Origin of the sequence: Allobosea sp. 47.2.35 (assembly GCF_024655635.1) — a bacterium.
Classification (GTDB): Bacteria; Pseudomonadota; Alphaproteobacteria; order Rhizobiales; family Beijerinckiaceae; genus Allobosea.
This window is the reverse complement of record NZ_JANLGI010000031.1, coordinates 1-15,650: the sequence shown is the minus strand read 5'-3', so window position 1 is coordinate 15,650 and position 15,650 is coordinate 1. Positions and strand designations below refer to the sequence as shown.

The 15,650-nt window shown below is 61.6% G+C and carries 15 protein-coding genes; 12 read left to right on the top strand and 3 right to left on the bottom strand.

All coding sequences use genetic code 11. The features are described 5' to 3' along the window. Positions 1 to 3: 3 nt before the first annotated feature. Entirely contained in the window at positions 4 to 360 is a 357-nt protein-coding gene (locus tag NUV79_RS23425; RefSeq protein WP_257735484.1) for a hypothetical protein, read from the bottom strand. Between the two features lie 218 nt (positions 361 to 578). Between NUV79_RS23425 and NUV79_RS23420 the strand changes: the two genes are divergently transcribed. The 12 genes from NUV79_RS23420 to NUV79_RS23365 all read left to right on the top strand — a co-directional run bounded on the left by NUV79_RS23420 (position 579) and on the right by NUV79_RS23365 (position 14,914). Beyond that, positions 579 to 845, top strand: a complete 267-nt coding sequence (locus NUV79_RS23420; RefSeq protein ID WP_257735483.1) for a heavy-metal-associated domain-containing protein — start codon at positions 579 to 581, stop codon at positions 843 to 845. 78 nt (positions 846 to 923) lie between these two features. Next, positions 924 to 3,299, top strand: a complete 2,376-nt coding sequence (locus NUV79_RS23415) for a heavy metal translocating P-type ATPase (RefSeq protein ID WP_257735482.1) — start codon at positions 924 to 926, stop codon at positions 3,297 to 3,299. A 123-nt stretch (positions 3,300 to 3,422) separates the two neighbouring features. Then, positions 3,423 to 3,944 (top strand): cytochrome b, encoded by a 522-nt coding sequence (locus tag NUV79_RS23410; RefSeq protein WP_257735481.1) that lies wholly within the window; start codon positions 3,423 to 3,425, stop codon positions 3,942 to 3,944. Between the two features lie 91 nt (positions 3,945 to 4,035). Next, entirely contained in the window at positions 4,036 to 4,386 is a 351-nt protein-coding gene (locus tag NUV79_RS23405) for a hypothetical protein (protein WP_257735480.1), read from the top strand. Between the two features lie 128 nt (positions 4,387 to 4,514). Further along, positions 4,515 to 4,913, top strand: a complete 399-nt coding sequence (locus tag NUV79_RS23400; protein ID WP_374679320.1) for a FixH family protein — start codon at positions 4,515 to 4,517, stop codon at positions 4,911 to 4,913. Continuing rightward, on the top strand, positions 4,910 to 6,328 hold the full coding sequence (locus NUV79_RS23395) for an efflux RND transporter periplasmic adaptor subunit (RefSeq protein ID WP_257735479.1): 1,419 nt from the start codon (positions 4,910 to 4,912) through the stop codon (positions 6,326 to 6,328). Before NUV79_RS23400 ends, NUV79_RS23395 begins: the two co-directional genes overlap by 4 nt. Then, entirely contained in the window at positions 6,325 to 9,504 is a 3,180-nt protein-coding gene (locus tag NUV79_RS23390) for an efflux RND transporter permease subunit (RefSeq protein ID WP_257735478.1), read from the top strand. Before NUV79_RS23395 ends, NUV79_RS23390 begins: the two co-directional genes overlap by 4 nt. 158 nt (positions 9,505 to 9,662) lie before the next feature. After that, on the top strand, positions 9,663 to 10,154 hold the full coding sequence (locus NUV79_RS23385; protein WP_257735477.1) for a DUF411 domain-containing protein: 492 nt from the start codon (positions 9,663 to 9,665) through the stop codon (positions 10,152 to 10,154). A gap of 139 nt (positions 10,155 to 10,293) precedes the next feature. Next, positions 10,294 to 12,156, top strand: a complete 1,863-nt coding sequence (locus NUV79_RS23380) for a WcbI family polysaccharide biosynthesis putative acetyltransferase (RefSeq protein WP_257735476.1) — start codon at positions 10,294 to 10,296, stop codon at positions 12,154 to 12,156. A gap of 11 nt (positions 12,157 to 12,167) precedes the next feature. After that, on the top strand, positions 12,168 to 14,078 hold the full coding sequence (locus NUV79_RS23375; RefSeq protein WP_257735475.1) for an HAD-IIIC family phosphatase: 1,911 nt from the start codon (positions 12,168 to 12,170) through the stop codon (positions 14,076 to 14,078). A 5-nt stretch (positions 14,079 to 14,083) separates the two neighbouring features. Further along, positions 14,084 to 14,341, top strand: coding sequence for an acyl carrier protein (locus NUV79_RS23370; RefSeq protein WP_257735474.1), 258 nt, complete (start codon positions 14,084 to 14,086; stop codon positions 14,339 to 14,341). Between the two features lie 30 nt (positions 14,342 to 14,371). Continuing rightward, positions 14,372 to 14,914 (top strand): hypothetical protein, encoded by a 543-nt coding sequence (locus tag NUV79_RS23365; protein ID WP_257735473.1) that lies wholly within the window; start codon positions 14,372 to 14,374, stop codon positions 14,912 to 14,914. Positions 14,915 to 15,003: 89 nt separating this feature from the next. Here NUV79_RS23365 and NUV79_RS23360 read toward each other — a convergent pair whose 3' ends face one another. Together NUV79_RS23360 and NUV79_RS23355 are read right to left on the bottom strand one after the other, a co-directional pair. Beyond that, positions 15,004 to 15,351, bottom strand: coding sequence for a hypothetical protein (locus NUV79_RS23360; RefSeq protein ID WP_257735472.1), 348 nt, complete (start codon positions 15,349 to 15,351; stop codon positions 15,004 to 15,006). Between the two features lie 93 nt (positions 15,352 to 15,444). Continuing rightward, on the bottom strand, positions 15,445 to 15,650 hold a 206-nt coding region (locus NUV79_RS23355; RefSeq protein ID WP_257735471.1), incomplete at its 5' end, for a DUF305 domain-containing protein.

The following is a 15,650-nucleotide window of genomic DNA, read 5'->3' as shown; positions in this document are numbered from 1 at the left end:
TACTCACTCCGGTCGATGTTTCGCGCCTGCGATCTTTTCCGTTGCCGCTACGATGCGTTTCAGGGGAGTGATGAAATCGGGAATGTCGACTAAAGCAAGAAGAAGGCCCGCGATCCAGAAGATGTGCATGTGCGTGAACATGGCCAGCAATCCCAGCACGCAAACGATCTGCAATTGCACCTTATTATGAGCAATCCGATCCGGCAGGACGTGCAGGTGCAAATACAGAATACCAATTGCCAAGACGAAGATGGCCAAAAAAATGCCCATCGCAACCAGGAGCCAGTCCGTTTCACCGGGGCCGGCGAGGAATGCCGGCAAATGAGTCGAGGCGGCTGCTGGATGAATGGCTTGGCTCATAAGTCCTCCGATGCTGGAACTGCCGAGCTTTCTGAAGCAATCTAACATCTGCCGCTCGCGCAGCTATTGTCCCCTTGGACAAGATACTCGCGCTCACCAGCCCCGCGTTTGGCGCTCTCAGAAAGCACTCGAACGCGAATGCAACATGCCCTTGACCTTCCCATTATGGGAAGCCGTAGGGTGCTGTAATCGTCAATTTTTTTTGGGACATCGCAGCTATGTGCTCCTGCCAGCAACATTCCGGAACCGCAGCCAAGGCAACCGGCGCGCCTGAGGGCGCGATCAGCTTTCGCGTCGAGGACATGACCTGCGGCCATTGCGCCGGCACGATCAAGAAGGCGATCGAGGATCAATTGCCCGGAACCGCGGTCACCGCCGACCCGGCTTCGAAGCTCGTCAGCGTCGTCGGCGCGGCCGATTTCTCCGCCGTTAGGTCGATCGTGGCGGGCGCCGGATACACTCCCGGCGCGGATCGCATCGGCTGATCGCGGGCGGCCGGCGCGAACCCGCCGGCCGCTCACGCATTGGCAAGGCAAAGGGGCAGGAGAGCAAAGCGGCGAGCCATGGCAGATCATCAGCATCACGCCGGTCACCGGCACGACGACCATTCACACCACCATGGCCATTCTCATGGCGCGGGGGAGAGTGTGAAGGATCCGGTCTGCGGAATGACCGTCGATCCCGCCACGGCAAAGCATCGCGCCGCTCATGCGGGGCAGACCTATTTCTTTTGCTCCGCCGGCTGCCAGAACAAGTTCGAGGCCGATCCGGCAGCCTATGCCGGCGAGAAAGCCGAGGCGCCTGTCGCAAAGCCGGCGCCCACGGGCGCGATCTACACCTGCCCGATGCATCCCCAGATCCGCCAGCCCGGCCCGGGCAATTGCCCGATCTGCGGCATGGCGCTGGAACCGGAGATCGCGACAGTTCAGGAAGGACCTAGCGCCGAACTCGTCGACATGACCCGCCGGTTTTGGGTGGGTCTCGTGCTCGCCCTGCCAGTGTTCGTGCTGGAGATGGGCGGGCATCTCGTCGATCTACACGTGCTGCTCAGCCAGCAGAGCTCGAACTGGCTGCAGCTGGTCCTGGCGACGCCGGCCGTGCTCTGGGCTGGCTGGCCGTTCTTCCAGCGGGCCTGGGCCTCGCTCGTCAACCGCAGCCTGAACATGTTCACGCTGATCGCGATGGGCACCGGCGTCGCCTGGGCCTACAGCGTCGTCGCGACCGTCGCTCCGAACCTGTTCCCGGAAACGCTTCGCTCCGCGGAAGGCGCGGTCGCAGTCTATTTCGAGGCGGCGGCCGTGATCACGGTTCTGGTGTTGTTGGGCCAGGTCCTCGAATTGCGGGCCCGCGAGCAAACGGGCGGCGCGATCCGGGCCTTGCTCGACCTCGTGCCGAAGACCGCCCGGCGGGTGCGCGACGACGGCGAGGACGAGGATATCAACCTGGACGCGGTCCATGTCGGGGACCGCTTGCGGGTCCGCCCGGGCGAGACGGTTCCGGTCGATGGCGAACTGATCGAAGGCCGCAGCTCGATCGACGAATCCATGGTCACGGGTGAATCGATGCCGGTCACCAAGGAGGTCGGCGCGACCCTGATCGGCGGCACGCTCAATACCACCGGCGGCTTCATCATGCGCGCCGGCAAGGTCGGCAGCGACACCATGCTGGCCCGGATCGTCTCGATGGTGGCGGAGGCCCAGCGCTCGCGGGCACCGATCCAGCGCCTGGCGGACCAGGTGTCCGGCTGGTTCGTTCCGCTCGTCATCGTCATTGCCATCGTCGCTTTCGCCGCCTGGATGGCGTTCGGGCCGGAGCCGCGCTTCGCGCATGGGCTGGTCGCCGCCGTCGCCGTGCTGATCATCGCCTGTCCCTGCGCGCTCGGTTTGGCGACGCCGATGTCGATCATGGTCGGGGTCGGGCGCGGCGCGCATCTCGGCGTACTGATCAAGAATGCCGAGGCGCTGGAGCGCTTCGAGAGGGTCGATACCCTCGTCGTCGACAAGACCGGTACGCTGACCGAAGGCAAGCCACGGCTGACCGGGCTGAAGCCGGTTGGCGCAATCGCGGAGAGTGAGCTGCTGCGGCTCGCCGCTTCGCTCGAGCGGGCGAGCGAGCACCCGCTCGCCGCCGCGATTGTTGATGCCGCCAAGGAACGTGGCCTCGCCCTGGCCGAGGCGCAGGATTTCGACAGCCCGGTCGGTAAGGGGGTAACGGGGACCGTCGAAGGTCGCGCGCTGGTGATTGGCAGCCACCGGATCATGACTGAGGCTGGTATCGACACCGCGGCTCAGGCAGCCGAGGCGGAAACGCTGCGCGCCGAGGGCGGCACAGTGATTTTTGTGGCGATCGATGGCCGCGTCGCCGGACTGCTGACAATCTCTGATCCGGTCAAGCAGACCACCCCGAGAGCGATCAAGTCGCTGAAAAGCGCCGGCATTCGGGTGGTCATGCTGACCGGCGACAACAAGACGACGGCACAAGCGGTCGCGCGCCGGCTCGGTATCGACGAGGTCGAGGCCGAGGTCCTGCCCGAGGACAAGAGCGTAGTCGTCAGCAAGTTTCGTTCGCAAGGCAGGGTGGTCGCGATGGCCGGCGACGGCGTGAATGACGCGCCTGCGCTGGCGGCGGCGGATGTCGGGATCGCGATGGGCACGGGCACGGACGTCGCGATCGAAAGTGCCGGCGTAACCCTGCTCAAAGGCGACCTTGAGGGCATCGTGCGCGGGCTTCAGCTCAGCCGGGCGACGATGAGCAATATCCGGCAGAACCTGTTCTTCGCGTTCATCTACAATGCGGCGGGCGTCCCAATCGCCGCAGGCGTGCTCTATCCGATATTCGGATTGCTGTTGTCGCCGATCATTGCGGCGGCGGCGATGGCTTTGTCCTCGGTCAGCGTGATTGCAAACGCCCTGCGGTTACGCACCGTCTCTCTGGAATAAGAGCAGTCCTTCAACGGCTTAATGGGACTGCGTTGATCCCGTCCGGCACCTGGCACAGGACGACGGTTGCCTCCCGCTGATGCCCGACCTACACCGCGCCATTCAACCGAACGGGCCTCAATCGTGAGCTTGTTGCAAAGCGTCCTTGTTCCCAAACTCAGCCCGACCAAGTCTTTCGGTGTCTACCAACGCTGGATCCACTGGCTCGTGCCGTTGTTGTGCATTGCCCAGGTCCCTACATCCTGGGCAATCCAACGCACCCATATGGCATATGGCTTCACGAAGCCTGCCCCGCTCGATCTGTTTTTGCACCAGGTCCATGCCTGGATGGGTTGGCTGGTCATGGGATTGGCGCTGATCCAGATCGCGCTGCGCTATCTCTATGGCCGCCCTTCCCTTGAAGGGTTGTCGCCACCCGAACGGTGGGCCGCGACGGGCGTTCATGTTGCCCTGTACGGCGTTCTGCTGCTTCTGCCGTTTACGGGTACGATTGCGATGTATCTTAGCTTCCGCGCCGCGCCGGTTCATCGATGGCTCAGCTGGGCGCTGCTTGTACTGGCGCTGTTCCATGTTGCCGGCGCGCTGTGGCACCATTTCTATCGCCGCGACGATATCCTGCGCCGTATGCTGACTAGCCAAAGGTGAGATCACGAAGCAGCGATTCTGCTTGCTCCCGGTCAAACAGCCGCAGTTTTTGCCCTTTTGCGATATCTGACGGTATGTCAGAACAGGTGCCATGAAGTTTCGACTTCTCACGAATGTGTTGGTCCTGGGGCTGTTCGTCACGGCCACGATGTTGGTCGCCCTGGTGGCGCCGGCAAAGGCCGGTTATGCCCGCATGGACAGCGAGACAATGGCGACCATGTCGCCTGAGATGCCGTGCTGCCCCAATCCGAAAGACAAGCAACCGGATTGCACCACGAACTGCCCGGCCTTGAGCTTCTGCGTGGCCAAGAGCTTCGCGAGCGAACCCACGGCATATGACCTGGTTGTTCAGCCTGTTGTCGTAACGCTCGGGCTTGCGGGCAATGAGGCCGCGCGCCTGTCACAGCCGAGCGAGCCACCCGCCCGACCTCCACGAACCTGAGACATAGCCGGCGCTCATGCGCCGGTTGCGACCGCACGGTGAACCCGGGTGGTCGGTGCGCCGTGGCTAACGCCACGTTGGAGCTGCACGCGTGAGCGCAGCAGCCTCACCGTCTCAGGATCTCGACAATGTTTATCTCCCGCACTTCGCGCGCGCTCATCGCCGCGCTTCCGCTCATGGCCGTTGCGTTACCGGCTCTGGCGGAGATCAAGGATTATGAATTCCGTCTCACCCAGAGTGAATTCAAGCAGGGCAATGGTGTCGTCATCACCGTCAGGCTGATCGATAAGCGCTCCGGCAAGCCGGTGCCGGATGCCGTCATCTTCGCCAAGCGCATAGACATGGAGCCGGAGGGCATGGCCACAATGGCCTCTCCGATCGAAGCGCTCCCTGCGCCGGAAGCAGGAACCTACAGCTTCAAGACCAATTTGGTCATGGAAGGTGGTTGGCGCTTGTCGCTCGGTGCCAAGGTCCAGGGTGAGACCGGTACGCTCGAAAACAAGCTGATCCTCAAGGCGCTGCCATGAAACGCCTCGCCCTCACAGGCCTCGCTCTCGCCGCCATTATGGCGGTGGGAGGTGCAGGCTATTGGGCCGGTCATCGCGGCATCGCGCTGCCTGCTCTGAAGAATTGGCTCGGTATCGAGGGGTCGCTCGCGGCAAACGAGACTGCTGGGGTTGGGCCCGTGATCTACTATCAGGATCCAGATCGAAAGCCGGTCTATTCGACCGAGCCGGCTCAGACGGTCGATGGCAGGCCGTTCAGGGCCGTGCGGGCTAACGAGGACATCAGCTTCGAGGAGAAGCCTGAGGGCAAGGAGCAGGCGGTCCAAGCGGAGAAGGGCCGCATTCTTTACTACCGCAATCCCATGGGGCTGCCGGACACCTCGCCGGTGCCCAAGAAAGATTCGATGGGGATGGACTATCTCCCCGTTTTTGAAGGTGAGGCGAGCGAGGACGGGATCATCAAGCTCTCGCCCGGGCGCATCCAGCGTAGTGGCGTGCGATCCGAACCGGTCCGTCGCCAGAGCATCGCACAGACCATTCGAGTTCCGGGTGTGGTGCAGCTCGACGAGCGACGCGTTTCCGTCGTGGCGATCCGCGCGGATGCCTTCGTCCAGGAGGTCGCTTCGGTGACGACCGGCGATCGCGTTGCCAAGGGTACTCGGCTCGCGCGCATCTACTCGCCTGACATCAGTACGGCGGGCGCGCAGTTCATCACCGAGCTCAATGCCGCCGCGCGCGGCGTGCCCGAGGGCGGCGCAAGACAGCGTCTCGAAAACCTTGGGGTTCCGCCCGAAATCATTGCCGAGATCGAGCGCAGTCGGAAGGTACCACCGACGATCAACTGGTCGGCGCCGCGTGACGGCATCGTGCTGGAGCGCAATGTCAGCGACGGCATGAAGATGGTAGCCGGCACCAGCCTGTTCCGGCTCGCAGACATTTCGACGATCTGGGTCCTGGCCGATGTGCCTGAACGCGAGCTGTCCGAGATCCGGATCGGAGCGCCGGCGACGGTTCGGCTACGCGGCCGCTCCGACATGGCGTTCGAGGGGCGCGTCGGCGTGATCTATCCGCAGATCGCCGAGGCGACGCGCACGGCCAAGGTCCGCATTGAGCTCGCCAACCCCGAGGGCGTCTTGCTGCCGAACATGTACGCCGATGTCGAGATTGGCGCGGGCGATGCAAGCGCAGAGCTGGCGGTTCCCCAGAGTGCCGTCATCGATAGCGGCACGCGACGCATTGTGATTCTGGATCGCGGCGAAGGCCGGTTCGAGCCGCGGGAGGTCAAGCTCGGCCGCCGCGGCGACGGCATGGTCGCGATCAGCGAGGGCGTCTCCGAGGGCGATCGCGTCGTTGTCTCCGCCAACTTCCTGATCGATGCGGAAAGCAACCTCAAGGCGGCCTTGAGCGGCTTCTCCTCGACGGAGGCGAAACCATGATCGCCCGCCTGATTGCCTGGTCGGCGCGCAACCTGATCCTGGTGTTCGTCGCCACTGCCTTCGCCGTCGCTGGCGGCGTCTACGCGCTGAAGACCTTGCCGCTCGATGCCATCCCGGACCTCTCCGACGTCCAGGTCATCGTCTACACCGAATATCCCGGTCAGGCGCCACAGGTCATCGAGGATCAGGTCACCTATCCGCTGACGACATCGATGCTGACGGTGCCGAAAGCGCGCGTCGTGCGCGGCTTCTCCTTCTTCGGAGTCTCCTTCGTCTATGTGATCTTCGAGGACGGCACCGACCCTTATTGGGCGCGTTCGCGGGTTCTGGAATATCTCAACACCGCAGCGCGTCGCCTGCCCTCGGGCGTGACGCCGACTCTCGGGCCTGACGCCACCGGCGTCGGCTGGGTCTATCAATATGCCGTCATGGCCAAGGAGATGACCCTGGCCGAATTGCGCTCTTTGCAGGACTGGAAGATCCGCTTCGCGGCTTCGCGTGCCGAGGGCGTGGCCGAGGTCGCCAGCGTCGGCGGCTTCGTCAAGCAATACGCAATCGTGGTCGATCCTGTGCGGCTGCGTGCCCAGGGCGTCTCGCTGGCTGCGCTGCGCGAGGCCGTCCGTAGCAGCAATCTGGATGTCGGCGGACGTACGGTCGAGCTCAGCGAGTTCGAGTTCATGGTCCGCGGCCGCGGCTATCTCAAGTCGATCGCCGATATTCAGAACATCGTCCTGAAGAGCGAGCGCGGCGCAGCCCTGCGCCTCTCCGATGTCGCCCGTGTCGAACTCGGCCCCGACGAGCGGCGCGGCATCACCGAGCTCAACGGCGAGGGCGAGGTCGCGAGCGGCATCGTCCTGCAGCGCTTCGGTGCCAATGCGCTCGCCGTGATCGAGCGCGCCAAGGCGCGGTTGGCCGAGATTGCACCCAGCTTGCCGGGCGGGGCCGAGATCGTGCCCGTCTACGATCGCTCCGGGCTGATCGAGCGGGCAATCGAGACGCTGAAGGGCACGCTGATCGAAGAGAGCATTATCGTCGCTCTGGTCTGCGTCGTCTTCCTGCTGCACCTGCGCAGTGCCCTGGTGGCGATCATCATGCTGCCGGTCGGCATCTTGATGGCCTTTGCGGCGATGAAGGCGCTTGGTCTTGGCTCCAACATCATGAGCCTGGGCGGCATCGCCATCGCGGTCGGAGCCATGATCGACGCCGCGATCGTCATGATCGAGAATGCCCACAAGCATCTCGAACGGGCACTACCGGACAAGCCGCGCATCGAGATCCTGATCGAGGCGGCAAGCGAGGTCGGGCCGGCGCTGTTCTTCAGCCTGCTCGTCATCACCGTCTCGTTTTTGCCGATCTTCACGCTGGAAGCGGAGGAGGGCCGGCTGTTCGGTCCGCTCGCCTACACCAAGACCTTCGCCATGGCGGCTGCGGCCTTTCTGTCGGTGACGCTGGTGCCGGCGCTGATGGTGATATTCGTGAGAGGACGGATCATTCCGGAGGCCAGGAATCCAATCAACCGGTTCTTGATCGCGTTCTATCGCCCTTTCATTCGCGCCGTCCTTAAAGCCAAAACCGTGACGATCCTACTGGCGGTCGCTGTGCTCGGGCTCAGTCTCTGGCCCATGCGTCAGCTCGGTTCGGAGTTCATGCCAACGCTCGACGAGGGCACGCTGATGTATATGCCGACGACACTGCCTGGGCTGTCGGTCACAAAGGCGGCCGAGCTTCTGCAAACTCAGAACCGGATCATCCGCTCGTTCCCGGAGGTCGCCTCGGTCTACGGCAAAGCTGGGCGGGCCCAGACGGCAACGGACCCGGCGCCGACCGAGATGTTTGAAACCATCATCAACCTGAAGCCCAAGACCGAGTGGCGCCAGGGCGTCACGCTCGACAACCTCAAGGCGGAAATGGACAAGGCGCTCCAGTTTCCGGGCGTCTCCAATGCCTGGACCCAACCGATCCGGGCCCGCATCGACATGCTCGCGACCGGCATCCGCACGCCGATCGGGGTCAAAGTGTTCGGTACCGACTTGGCGAAGATGGAGGCGATCTCGCGACAGATCGAGACCGTCCTCAAAGCGGTACCGGGGACGAGCAGCGCCTATGCCGAGCGCGTCATCGGCGGCTACTTCCTCGACATCGTGCCGGACAGGATCGCGCTCGGGCGCTACGGGCTTTCCGTCGGTGACGTCCAGAATGCGATCGTGATGGCGATGGGTGGCGAGACCGTGACGACGACGGTCGAGGGGCGCGAGCGCTATGGCGTGACCATCCGCTACCCCCGTGACCTGCGCTCTGATCCCCAGGCGATCGCGCGCGAGGTCCAGATTTCGACGCCGTCCGGTGCCAGCATTCCGCTAGGCGAGGTAGCAAGTGTGGAGCGCAAGCGCGGCGCGACGTCGATCCGCACAGAGAACGGCGAGCTCGCGGTCTACATCTTCGTAGACACCGTCGGGCGCGACCTCGGTGGCTATGTCCGCGACGCCCAAAATGCGATCGCGCAGAGCATCAAGCTGCCAGCAGGCTACCGCGTCGCCTGGAGCGGTCAGTTCGAATATCTCGAACGGGCCGAGGCTCGCCTCAAGCTGGTCGTGCCTGTCACCCTCGCGATCATCTTCCTGCTGCTCTACCTGAATTTCCGCAGGCTGACCGAAACCTTCATCGTCATGCTCTCATTGCCCTTCGCGCTGGTCGGCGGCGTCTGGCTGCTCTGGTGGCTCGGCTTCAACATGTCGGTCGCGGTCGCCGTCGGGTTCATCGCACTCGCCGGTGTCGCGGCCGAGACCGGCGTGATCATGCTGATCTATCTCGATCATGCGCTGGTCGAGATTCGGCAGCGCCGTGCGCAGCAAGGCAGGGCATTTACCCGGGCCGATCTGCACGAAGCGATCATGCTGGGCGCGGTCGAGCGCGTACGACCGAAGATCATGACCGTTGTCGCGATCATGGCAGGACTGCTGCCGATCCTCTGGAACACCGGTACCGGCTCGGAGGTGATGCAGCGCATCGCGGTGCCGATGATCGGCGGCATGGTCTCATCGACCGTCCTCACGCTACTCGTGATCCCGGCGATCTATGGCCTTGTCAAAGGCTGGCGGCTTCCGCCGGCCGAAGAAACCAACGTCGTAGCGGTCCAGCCTACGTCGGTGCAGCGGCAAGCTGCGGTCGTTGAATAAGGTGGAGTGACTGACATGCAGGATATGATGAACGGGATGGGCTGGAGCATGGGGGCTTTCCACTGGCTCGGCGTCGCCGTGCTGCTGTTGGCGATCGTCGCCTTGGTCAAATACGTCTTCTTTCGGTGATGCACGGTCGAGATTGAAGGAGAGCGAACATGCAGATCGAGATTTCACCGACCCGCCGCCGTATGCTGCTCGGAGCGGTGCAGGCATTGGCAGGCCTGGCGATAGCCGGAACGGCGTCGGCTACGGAAACACCGCCGAAGATGACTGTGACCCGCGATCCGAACTGCGGTTGTTGCGGCAAGTGGGTCGAGCATATCAAGGCCGCCGGTTTCCCGGTCGAGGTGGTCCAGGTCGATGACGTGATGCCGCTCAAGACCAGGCTCGGTGTGCCCGAGGCCCTGATGTCGTGCCACACGGCCGAGATCGGCGGCTATGTCATCGAGGGCCATGTCCCGGCCGAGGCGGTGAAGCGCCTGCTCGTCGAGCGTCCGAAGGCGACGGGCATCGCAGTTGCGGGCATGCCGATCGGCTCGCCCGGCATGGAGGTGCCCGGCCAGGCGCCGCAAACCTACGAAATCGTCATCTTCTCGGCTGGCAGGCAGAGTGTGTTCGCGCGTTACCGCGGCGTGCAGCAGGTCTAAATGTGCGTGCTAAGGCGCTGCCATGTGGACCTTGCCGACTATTGGGTCTTTCAAAGTCAATAGAACCAGATCAGGAGCATTTGATAGCTTCGTAAGAGTGCAACTGCCCTGCGGCTGAGGGTGGGACTTGGGGGGTATCATGCGGTCCACTGCCCCATCTGAATCCTCGGTCTACCGGACGCGTCGGCAACCGCGTGATCTTGATCAGCTGGCTGCGGAACGGGTGCTGACTGACCGGCGCGTCGCCTTCGTCGGCAACTGCCAGATGTTTAGGCTTTCGAAGCTCTACGGCAGTTCGCTAACCACCGGCATGCGTGGAGCCTCGGAATACGTTAATCCACATGTCGAGGCTGATCCCGCCAGCGCGTCGATCCTGGCAGACGCTGATTTCGTCATTTGGCAGGTTTCTGACGCGGTCGGTAGGATTGCTCGTTCAAGCCTGCCGACGGGCACGCGGGTGATTGATGTTCCACTCGTATCGGCCGTTTTTTTATGGCCCTTTGCCGGTCGGCCCCATCCGAAAAACGAGCGCGTTCCTCATGCGCCGAACGGCCCATTCGACCCGGAACTGGGTGATACCTACCTCAACAACCTGATTGGCCAAGGCGTCACTCCCGACGAGGCCGTGTCGCGCTATCTGAGCCTCGATTTTCGGACGCGAACGAATCTGGATCGGGTTTATGAGCTTTGGTTCGAAGCGCAAGGCCGTCGAGATCAAGCGACCGGTTTCGCGTTCCGTGATTTGATCGTCGGCAGCTTGCGCACTGAGCAGACGTTCCTGACACCGCATCATCCTGGGCTTGGGGTGTTCAGCGCGCTTGCAAAGCAGGTTTTTGAGCGCATGGGGTTTTCGGACGCGACAATCGCGCGCGTGCTCGGTCCGTTGCAGATCAAGCAATTCTGGCCGGATTGTCACCCTGTCCATCCCGCCGTAGCAGAACATTTCGGGTTAGACTGGTGCGGCCCCTGCCATCGTTATCCTCTGCGACACGAAGGAACTTTCACCTTTCCTGAGTTCGTACATCGCTACGTCGCCTACGATTGGAATGAGCCGCTAGCTGAAGGTATCTGGTGTGCTAGCGGGCGGGATCAGGCCTTCGCGCGGCGACGTCTCGAAGAAGGATTGCGTCGCTCGCCTGACTCGTCGCTGGGTTATACATTTCTCAGCCAAATCTGTCTTCGACAGGGCGATGCCGATGCTGCACTAGCCGCGGCGAGGGCAGCGGTGCGGCTCGATGAACAAAACCATCATGCGCAACTCGCGGTTGGGCAGAGCTTGTTGCGCTTAGGATTGGCAACCGAGGGGGAAGTTGCCCTATGCCGCGCGGTGCGAGCGGCTCCGACAACCGCGGCAGCCAGCCTTGAGCTTGCACGGCTTTATCGATCGCAAAAGCGGTTCGACGAGGCACATTCGGTAATTTGCGACGCTCTCGAAGTGTTTCCTCACGATTTTGCACTTCTCCTGACCGGCGCGAAAGCTCTGATCGAGGCCTGTAAGCTGGACGATGCCGAGGCAATGCTGAGAGAGGCGATTGTGGTCAAGCCGATTGCGGCCGAACCGCATTGGCTCCTGGGCGATGTCCTCGCACTCAAGGTGCGGCGCGCTGTCGTCGCGGATTATCAAGCGATGGTCGGAAGGCTTCCCGACAATGCCAACGCTCAGGCGGGGCTGGGTCTGCTGCAAAGCCGCATCGGTGACCATGTGAGAGCAGAAGCTGCGTTTCGTTCTGCCGTCGCGCTTTGTCCCGAAGAGCTGGGAAGCCGTATCCAGCTCGCGACCGCTATCAGCCGGCAGGGCCGAACCGCCGACGCCCTCTCTATGGCGATCGAACTTGAGCGTGATCGTCCCGACGATCAGCGTGTGCGAACCCTTCTGACGCATCTTCGCAAGGAGCAGCGGGAAGCCGAGACGGCTGATCATTCCGAAGAATCAGCCGTTCCGCCGACCGCGCTCGGACTGAAAAGCAGGTCCTTCGAAAACCGCGTATCCTTGGTAGAGTAGCGAGATGCGCCATGGCTGCTCTTCCCGGGCAAAGGCTTTATTGGCTTCCCACCGCACGCGATTTTCGTCGCCGCCTTGCTGAACTCGATGCCCACAGGGCGGATCGTTCGTTCTGGGACGGAGCGATCGCTCTGGCGCAGCACAACCTCGACCTTGTCGAAACTATTCAGCTTGACCGGTTGATCCGGTTGAACTCAGGCGCCGCCGATTCGCGACCACAGGCCGCTCGCTTCATCCGGCTGGCTATTCTAGCAACGTCGACGACGAGTCACCTGCAGCCCGGAATTCGCATCGGCTGCCTGCGTAGGGGCGTCAATGTCGATATTTATGAGCCAGGTTTCGGCCAGTATCGACATGCGATCGCTGACTTGGATTCGGAATTCTGGGGCTTCAGGCCGGACGTCGTGCTCTTTGCATTCGATGCTCACCATGTTTCACGCGGGCATAGTGCGTTGAGTGACCGAAGCGCTGCGGAGGAGCGACTTAATCATAGTCTGAACGAGCTCAAACGCTTGTGCGGGACGATCCGAGAACGGTTGCCGTGTCGGATCATTTTGCAAACCGCATTACCCATCATTCCTGCCTTGCTTGGCGCCAACGAGCATCGCCTTCCTAACTCGCCGCGGCAAATGATCCTGTCGTGGAACGAAGCCCTGCGCGATCTCGCCGAACAGGAGGGCTTCGATTTGATCACGCCCGATCAGTATGCCGCTTGGCAGGGATGGGGCTGTTGGTTTGACCCCACACTCTGGCACAAGGCGAAGCAGGAGATCAGCCCTTTGGTTGGGCCGCTTTACGGCGACCTGGTGGGGCGCGTGCTCGGGACCCAATCCGGCCTTTCGTCGAAATGCCTCGTGCTCGATCTCGACAATACGCTCTGGGGCGGCGTGATCGGGGACGATGGACCGAACGGCCTGGTGCTGGGTGCCGGTTCGGCTGCGGGCGAGGCCTTCTGTGCTTTTCAGCGCTATCTGAGCAATCTCGGGGAGCGCGGCGTAATTCTGGCCGTATGCTCCAAGAATGACGAGGCAAATGCGACGGCGGTGTTCGAGCACCACCCGGAAATGGTGCTGAGGCTGAAGGACATTGCCTGCTTCTGCGCCAATTGGAACGACAAAGCGACGAACATCCGCTCGATCGCGAGCACGCTCAATATTGGATTGGACAGTATTGTCTTCGCTGACGACAATCCCGCCGAGCGCGAATGGGTGCGCTCTCGGCTGCCTTCGGTGCGCGTGCCCGAATTGCCAGCGGATCCGGCTCATTTTGCGCAGTGCCTAAGCGACAGCGGATATTTCGAGGCAGTCGTTGTGACGGCCGATGACCTGGGCAAGGCCGGACAATACCAGGCCAACAAGGAGCGGGCGAACGCCGCATCGGCCGCAACGGATATGGACGCCTTCCTGGCCGAGCTTCGAATGGAGCTGATCTGGGGGCCATTCGACGACATCAATCGGCCGCGCGTTGTGCAGTTGATCAATAAGACCAACCAATTCAACCTGACAACGCAGCGATGTTCGGATCAGGAGGTCAGTGCCTTTGAGCGCGATCCGCGCTGCCTCGGCTTGCATTTCAGGCTGCTCGACCGCTTCGGTGACAACGGGATCATCTCAGTCGTCATGGCGCGCGCCGACGGAGACGAAACCCTTGTCCTCGAGAACTGGTTGATGAGTTGCCGAGTGTTGGGGCGGCGCGTGGAGCGGGCGGTGCTCGCAGTGGTCGCCACAGAGGCGCGCTCCCGCGGCTATCGCACCATTGTTGGCAAATTTCGCCCGACAGAGCGGAACCAAATGGTGCGTGAGCACTACCGCAGCCTTGGCTTCGCTTGCGTTGCCGAAGACGCTTCGGGGGCAACGACTTGGTGCTTCGATGTCGATTCGTTCGCCGATTTGCCCGTTCCGATCGACATTACGGAAAGGTAGACGGAATGGATGAGCGCGCAGTCTACGCTGGCCTGACCCAAATATTCAGAGACTTGTTCAATGATGATACAATCGTACTCTCGGCCGAAACGTCAGCGGCCGACATCGAGGGATGGGATTCGTTTAACAACATTACCTTGATAGTCGCTGCGGAAACCGAGTTCGGCGTCAAATTGCGCAGCGATGAGATCGAGAATCTGTCAAATATCGGAGACTTGGTTCGAGCGATTGAGCGTCAAGGAGTCAAAACTGACTCAAGATAGGAATTCTGTTTAGTGTGAAAGGGGCATCCAATGTCTAGCACCTGTTTGGTCGCATCCCTTCCTGATCGAAATGCGGCAAGTGTGGTGCTTGCTGATCTGAAATCATTGGGCTTTCCTATCGAGAATTTCAGCGTCGTGCAGAAACTCACATCCCTTGCAAGTGGGGGAGTTCAAAAGTCAGGTATTGAGGACTTGTGCAGCCAGTGGTCACGGACTGACCGCGTGTTTGATGGACTATGGGGCGTTTTCTTTTCTGGCATTATTTGTAGTTTGCGGTCAGTCGCGCCCATCTCAGTCACCGGCTATTTGGCCGGGATGCTAATTGCATCGAATCACGTTTGGAAAACGTCACATTGCTGCTGTCAGTTAGATCAGACTTTAAGTGAAGTTGGCCTTGTTGAGGGCAATATCGCGGATTCGGCCGAGGCCCTTAATATGGGCAAAACCCTGCTGATAGGCGTTGGCGACGTCGAAAACTCCGCGTCGACAATATCAATGGCTGTGAAAGCCGCAACAATCGCGGTATCTTATTACGCAGAGGAGCCCACCCATGTTGTGGATGCGCCTTTCTGACGACGCTCGTATTGTTCCGGCAACACTCTAGGCTCGACGGCTCAGTCAGACGGCCGAACTGCACTCAAAACACTTCAAGCAGGTCTGTCTCATTCCTTGGCGGTGCACACGACGCGGGTTTGCTCCATATACAGCTCTCCGCCTCGCCTGGAGATTTCAAACGCGCGCTGAAGACCGCTGTCGAAGGTCACGACTACCGCGCTAGCGTCAAGCGTGAAGCTTCCGCTGCTTTGCCAGAGGCCATCATACGAGAAGCGCCCATCATTATCGAAGGTGAAGTGCGCCCCTCCTGCTGTTGCACAGACCTTACCGTTAATCGCGCTGGTGATCTCTCGCAGGCCCAGGGCCAGGTTCGCACGATGGGCGATCGCGGGTTCAAGCTGCGCCAAGAGCAGCAAACAGGCCGCCGATAGAGCGATTTGGTGAGACAACCTCATCACAGCCTCCCCTGGCTTGCCCCGATGGCAAACCCACTCGGGGCTGACAATCTAAGCTTGAAATGGGGATGTCAGCTTCGGATGTGAAGAGCTTCACCTCTGCCGGGCGAGGATTGTCTCCATTTGCGCGATTTCCGCCTTCTGCGACTTGGTGATTTCCTGACAGAGCGCGACGATCTCCGGATCAGTGATGCTGGCTTTCTCGCACATCAGGATCGCGCCGGAATGATGTGGGATCATTGCGCGCAGGAACTCGGCATTGCCAATGCCGGCTTGGGTTCGCATGGCTATGAAGCCAA